Origin of the sequence: Caballeronia hypogeia, from assembly GCF_001544875.2 — a bacterium.
GTDB lineage: Bacteria > Pseudomonadota > Gammaproteobacteria > Burkholderiales > Burkholderiaceae > Caballeronia > Caballeronia hypogeia.
Genome location: NZ_FCOA02000057.1, coordinates 20,642 through 27,104 on the forward strand (window position 1 = coordinate 20,642; position 6,463 = coordinate 27,104).

Here is a 6,463-nt window from a genome sequence, read left to right on the forward strand (position 1 = left end):
GTCATGAAGGTCTTCAAGTTGCCGGATCTCGGCGAGGGCTTGCAGGAAGCGGAAATCGTCGAGTGGCATGTCAAGGCGGGCGACGAGGTTCGCGCGGATCAGCCTCTGCTGTCGGTGGAGACGGCCAAGGCGATCGTCGAGATTCCGTCGCCCTATGCCGGGCGCATTGCGAAGCTTTTCGGCCAGGCGGGCGAGATCGTGCATCTGGGCGGTCCGCTCGTTGCGTTCGAGGGCGAGGGCGGCGATACAGACGCGGGCACCGTGGTGGGGCACATGGACGTCGGTCGACAAGTGGTGCATGAGGCGCCGGCAGCGCTCGGCGGCGGCGCGGGTGCGGTGTCGATCAAGGCGATTCCTGCAGTGCGGGCGCTGGCGCGCAAGCTGGACGTCGACCTGACGATGGTGACGCCGTCGGGGCCGGAAGGCGTGGTCACGGCGGCGGACGTGCAACGCGCGGCGAAGACCTTAGCCGAACTGGGACCGCCCGAAGTGCTGCGCGGCGTGCGCCGCGCGATGGCGCAAAACATGGCGCGTGCGCAAAGCGAAGTGGCGGCGGCGACGGTCATCGACGACGCCGACATTCATGCGTGGTCCGCGCATGCCGATGTCACGATCCGGCTGATCCGTGCGCTAGCGGCCGGATGCCGGGTCGAACCGGGGCTGAATGCCTGGTTCGACGGTCATGCGGGGCGACGCCATGTGCTCGCGAAGATCGATCTCGGCATCGCCGTCGACTTGCCCGAGGGACTTTTCGTCCCGGTGTTGCGAGATATCGTGCATCGCGATGCAACCGATCTTCGCGCGGGGCTCGACCGCATGCGTGCCGACATTCGGGCGCGCAAGATCCCTCCCGAGGAGTTGCGCAACAACACGATCACCTTGTCGAATTTCGGCATGATCGCCGGCAAGTATGCGGCTCCGATTGTCGTGCCGCCGACGGTGGCGATTCTCGGAGCGGGGCGCATTCATGAGCAGGTCGTAGCGCAGGATGGTGCTCCCGCAGTTCACCGGATCGTACCGCTCAGTCTCACCTTCGATCACCGGGTCGTCACCGGTGGCGAAGCCGCACGTTTCCTCGCCGCGGTCATCGAAGATCTGGAGAAGCCGCAATAGGTCAACCGATTGCGCAAGCCGCACGGCACACTCAGGCTTTGTTCTTTATCCTCGCCCGTCCGGGCCGCCGAGCGTGAATTGGAGAACCCGGTGTCGAACACCCGCCGATGTCAACAACATCTTTCCACGCATTAGCCGTCGCGGCAGTCAAAGCTCGCGATCCTCGTGTGGTGAAAATGTCAAAGCCAGGCAGGCGTATTTTTGAAATGTATTTTTTGAGAGCCATCATAGGGCAACGAGCTTTGAATCAGGTTTGGAGCCAAATGGAGGCTTGTCATGGGCAGCGCGCTGGTTTGGGCAGCAATCCCTCACAACAGTGATGGGGTCGTGTTCCAGGTCCGCGTGATTCGCGGACTTCAACGTTTTCATATCTCACGCCGGGTGCTTGAGGAGGCTTTCGACTTGGCACCTCATGCATCGGATGCAGGGCAACTCGAACTCTTTTATCAGCACAAGAATCACATTCTGAGGCAGGCCATGCGTAAGCGTCCGATTGCGGGCGCTGACACCGCAGCACTTCAGAGTGCCGATTTCACCACCGTCGTAGAAGCAGGACGGGGCGCAACGGCCTACCTGTCGGAAACGCCAGGGGCGTGGGCTTCAAACTGAAGTGCCATCAACGAGAACTGTCGTCGCTGGATGGGAAAGTCGAACATCAAGAATGGGTCAGGACCATTTCAATGAAGATTCTGTAGAGGCGCCGTTGAAGTCTGCAACGGCGCCTTTCGCGCGGCTTCCGTGAATGAGTGCAGTCGGCCAACAGAAACCGGTAATTTTCGTCGCCGAGCTTGCAAGAAAGCGGTCCTTCCATATCGAGCCACGTTCTATTCCGGGCATGGGAAAAGTAAGGTAGGTATCACCCGGCTCAGTGCCTCTTCGCTGTCGAGCATATTCGTTCGCGCAGGTAGAGGGTTGGATTTGTGCGATGGACCGGCACGGCAAAGTGCCCCTCGGCGTGCGCGCCGACGGTCGGGGCGCCGTGACGTCAGCCCGTGGTGAATGTCAGTGCGGTTTGCGCGGCGCAGGTTAGGTTGACTGGCGTGGTCGGGTTGTCGAGGAAAGCGGCCATGATCGATGGCGCGCATGTGGACTTGCCGAGGACCGAGTGGCCCGTGAAGGGGAACTGCACGACTTGGGCGTTCCTTAGGTCCGGGGTGATCACGTCGACCCATTCGGGCGCGGTCGCGGCATCGAAGGTACCTTCGATGATCAGTACCGGCACGTCGCTCACGACTCGGGCGCTCACCGCCGGGACTGCCTTCCAGGTGTTCCAGACCGTGCACTCGGTGAAGAGTCGTCCCTGTTTGGGCTGCACCTTCAGCATCCGGTCCGGGAAGCCCGGAAGCGTGGCCTTCGCCATCGCCAATGTGGCGGCTTCGGTTGTCAGATTGGCGCTTTCCGTACAGAACACTTCGAGAGCCAGAGCGTCTCCACCCAGTCCGACGAACTCATGCGGGCCTCGTAACGCGAGACAGGCGGCCGCGACCGTGCGGGGATCGCCTCGCGCCATGTCTTCCATCATCTTGGGGACGCCGGAAGCATCGGTTCGCTCGCTTGCCATGATCATCGTATAGGCGTAAGCGAATCCGTCGATGTTCACCGTCACCAACGCGCCGGACTCGTCCGCGACCTGAGTGACCGCCGGCGTTTGGTCGAGGCGGTTCACCGTGGCAGTGAAGTCCGATTCCAGGTTCGGATAAGCGTTGGCGCAGGTGGCCTGAGCCGCACACGCGGCGAAGATCGCCTTGAATGAGCTCGCGGGCGCCGACCACCACATCTCGACGATGTTGACGTAGGCGGCGAAACGGAATCGAGAACCACACTCCGGATGCCTTGCGGGTGATCTCGCAGGACGGTCAGCGCCAGCCTCGACCCGTAGGACACGCCATAGACGTTCCAGTTGTCGATGCCCGTTGCCACCCGCGGGTCGGCGATATCGGCGGCGTTCTCCGTACTGTTGTAGGCCGCGAGGTCGACGCCCGTGGCGGACAGCCGGGCGTGGCACTCCCTGATCGCGGCGGTGTCCGCGAGGGTGCTGGAGTCCGCCGCGAACGGAATGCTGACCGCGTCGAACAGGAACTGCTCCCAGCCGACACATGGCATGAGGGGATCGGCGCGGTGCGTGCCGCGCTGATCGACGAAGATGACGTCGCGCTCGGCGTTGAGCCGATGCGTTCGCGGGCTCGGTTTGCGGTTGCGTTTTGCTGCCAAGGCGCTCGCCGGCATTACATCGTCAGGAAACCAGCCATTGGGGGCGTCCGTCCAAGGGCGCGTTCCGAGTGGCTTCAACTGGCGTGACCCCGAGGCGGAAGGGGCGGACAGAGCCGACCATATCAGGCACAGGTTTTCCTCCGTCCGTCCTAGCCATGAAACGCTCACTCGAAGGCGATGCCGAGCGGATTGGCGGCGCGCGCGTTATAACGCACACCCTGCCGCGTTTCGGATTACTATCCGCGATGCAAGGACAATTCTCTTTTGAACGGGGACTGGACGCCTGACCGCATCGCAAGCGGTCGCCCGAGCACTGGAGGGCAACATGCAATGCGCACCACGGCGGTCATTGATTCGCAGCCCATACAGAATCCGTATTCCGATGCGACCGTTCGTGCTCGGCATGGCGTTCGCCTACGCAATCGAAGCGTTCGGCGCGCCACCGCTCCCAGGCGGCGGTCAGTTCGTCTCAGGCGCCGGTGCGATCACGAACGGCAGCCGGTCGGTGACGATCAATCAGACGTCGTCGCGCGGCGTGATCGACTGGCATAGTTTTTCAATTGGACCTTCAGGAACGGCGACCTTCGACAATGGCACGGGCGCGACACTCAACCGCGTGACAGGCGGCGAACCTTCCACGATTCTCGGCCGGATTTTCGCGACAGGAAGCGTCTATCTCATCAATCCACAGGGCATCCTTATCGGCCGGGACGGTGTCGTCGCGACCGGCGGGCGTTTCGTGGCATCGTCACTGAATCTCGACTCGAACGCCTTCATGCAAGGCGGGCCGCTTACGCTTTCGGGTGGTGGCGACGGTGTCGTGGTCAATCTCGGCAAGATCGGTTCGAGCGGCGGGGACGTGTTCCTCGTGTCCCGACGGGCGGTGATCAACGCCGGTAGCATCAGCGCGTCGCGGGGCACGGTCGAACTGGCGGCGGGCAATCAGGTGCTGTTGCAGGACGCGTCCGGAGGTCAGCAGGTATTCGTGCAGTCGGGAAGCGACGGCACTGTGATCAACGCGGGCGCGATCGGCGCGGCGCAAGCCAGCCTGCAGGCGGCCGACGGCAACGTGTACGCGCTCGCGGGCAACAGCGCTGCGATTCGCGCGACCGGCACCGAGATGCGCGACGGCCACGTCTGGCTGGTCGCGGATCAGGGTGGAGTTCATGCGAACGGCACGATCGGTGCGAACAATGCGGACGGTAGCGGCGGCACGGTCGACATGCACGCGACGACACTAGACGTTGGCGGCGCCACGGTGCTCGCGAGCCATTGGACACTGAGCGCGCCGTCCTTCACCATCGACGCGGACGCCGCAAGTGCGATTTCGCGCAGCCTGGGCAAGGGCACTTCGGTGGATGTCGCGACCACGGGCGCGAGCGGCGACATCACCGTGAGCGGCAACGTCCAGTGGCAAGGCGGCGCAGCGCTTGCACTGGATTCGGCCCATAGCATGTCGATCGCGGCTGGCGCGGCCATCCGCAACACGGGCAACGGCAACCTCTCAGTTCGCGCCGATGCCGGCGGCATCGACAACGGCGGCGGCATCGCCAGTCAAGGCACGATCGACTGGTCGCGGAGTAGTGGCGTCGTCAGTCTGCTCTACGACATGAACGGCAGCTATTCAGCCGGAACGCTGCTCGCCAACCGGTGCTGGAGCGCCGCGCCGTATAGCGGCCTTGTCACGCAGATCACGGCGTACAAGCTCGTGAACAGCGTCGCGGATCTCGGGAACATATCGCAGGATCTGAAGGGCAACTATGCGCTTGGCAAGGACATCGACCTGAAGACGACGCAGAATACGTCCTTCAATCCGATCGCCCCCACGGACACGGCGCCGTTCGCCGGACAGTTCGATGGCTTCGGCCATGTGGTCAGCAACTTGTACATCTACGTGCCGGGGCTTTCATATATACCGTACGCCGGGCTTTTCGGCGTCATCGGAGCGAGCGGCGTGGTGCGCAACCTCGGGGTCGCGAATGCCAATGTGGACAGCGGCATCGGCGGCAGCGACGGTGCGCTCGCGGGCCGAAACGACGGACTCGTCACCTATTCATGGTCGACCGGTGGCGTGGGATCGGGCGCGGCATTCGCGGGGGTCGGCGGCGGCGGTCTCGTCGGCTGGAACAAAGGCACGATCGAGCGCTCGTGGAGCGGCGCATCGGTAGGCGGCAATGGTTCCTACGGCGGCCTCGTCAACGAGAACGACGGCCGGATCGTGCAATCCTATGCGACCGGTTCGATCGACGTCGACGGCTCGCACGGCAGCGGCGGCGGTCTGGTCGGCTTCAATACCGGGCTGATCCAGCAATCGTATGGCGCCGGCCCTGTCGGCTCCCTGGTCGGCGACGGCGCGCTCGTCGAATTCAACGGCAGCACCGGCGTCATCGAAGAATCGTTCAACGTGGGCAAGGCGGGGCAGCAGGCGTCGCTCGACACCTACGGCGCCATCGCCACGCAAAACCTCGGCACGATCCGCGACAACGTCTACTGGAACAGGGAAACGACGAACCACCTGAACGCCGTCCGCTTTGACGAGGGCGGCACCGCGCCGCCCCCGGCGAACGGCCTGACCACCGCGCAGATGAGCAATCCGGCGAGCTTCGTGTCGTGGAACTTCGGGCCTTCGGGCGTCTGGGTCATGCCGTCGGGCGCGACGTATCCGGTATTGCGGTGGCAACTGACGGCACATTGAGAACGCTTTGCGGTACATCGCAGGCAAGCAAGTTGCTGGTCGCAAGGGCGCTTGTGCCATGTCATATATGCGCGGTTTAGAAACCGCACGGGAATGGTCTTCTTGTCACACATCGTTTGAATATCCGGCCCCATTCGGTCGACGATGAGTCATCCGCATGCTGCGAGGGCGACCGCCACGACACGAACCATATGGGGGGGTACTCCCCAGCGCGCTGCGGTCGTGTCGCATCAAGCGCGGCGGTACGCCTCAGTTCGTCAACGCGCGCACCATCGAAGCTGTCGCACCATCAGTCCAAGGCAACGGCAGGCGCCTGTACGCGCGACCGGGCGGGTGCCGTTTCCTTCAGACTGAGCGTAACGACCAGGCCGATCGCGAGCGCAGCCAACCCGAGATGCATGATGTACTGAATGCCGAAGTGCTTGGCGATGTATCCTGCGATCG

Annotated in this window: 5 protein-coding genes; 3 read left to right on the forward strand and 2 right to left on the reverse strand. The window is 63.4% G+C overall.

The genetic code is table 11. From position 1 onward, the window contains the following. The first annotated feature begins 3 nt into the window (after positions 1 to 3). Together AWB79_RS37100 and AWB79_RS37105 are read left to right on the forward strand one after the other, a co-directional pair. Positions 4 to 1,113, forward strand: a complete 1,110-nt coding sequence (locus tag AWB79_RS37100; RefSeq protein WP_061172448.1) for a dihydrolipoamide acetyltransferase family protein — start codon at positions 4 to 6, stop codon at positions 1,111 to 1,113. A 276-nt stretch (positions 1,114 to 1,389) separates the two neighbouring features. Beyond that, positions 1,390 to 1,722, forward strand: a complete 333-nt coding sequence (locus AWB79_RS37105; RefSeq protein WP_063963630.1) for a hypothetical protein — start codon at positions 1,390 to 1,392, stop codon at positions 1,720 to 1,722. Between the two features lie 376 nt (positions 1,723 to 2,098). Here the strand turns inward: AWB79_RS37105 and AWB79_RS37110 are convergent, their stop codons facing one another. Beyond that, entirely contained in the window at positions 2,099 to 2,779 is a 681-nt protein-coding gene (locus tag AWB79_RS37110) for an alpha/beta hydrolase (RefSeq protein ID WP_074169486.1), read from the reverse strand. Then, entirely contained in the window at positions 2,776 to 3,324 is a 549-nt protein-coding gene (locus AWB79_RS38760; protein WP_157695934.1) for an alpha/beta fold hydrolase, read from the reverse strand. Before AWB79_RS38760 ends, AWB79_RS37110 begins: the two co-directional genes overlap by 4 nt. A gap of 382 nt (positions 3,325 to 3,706) precedes the next feature. On the opposite strand from AWB79_RS38760, the gene AWB79_RS37120 reads away from it, so the two are divergent. Beyond that, positions 3,707 to 6,019, forward strand: coding sequence for a two-partner secretion domain-containing protein (locus tag AWB79_RS37120; protein ID WP_061172451.1), 2,313 nt, complete (start codon positions 3,707 to 3,709; stop codon positions 6,017 to 6,019). The last annotated feature ends 444 nt before the right edge of the window (positions 6,020 to 6,463 follow it).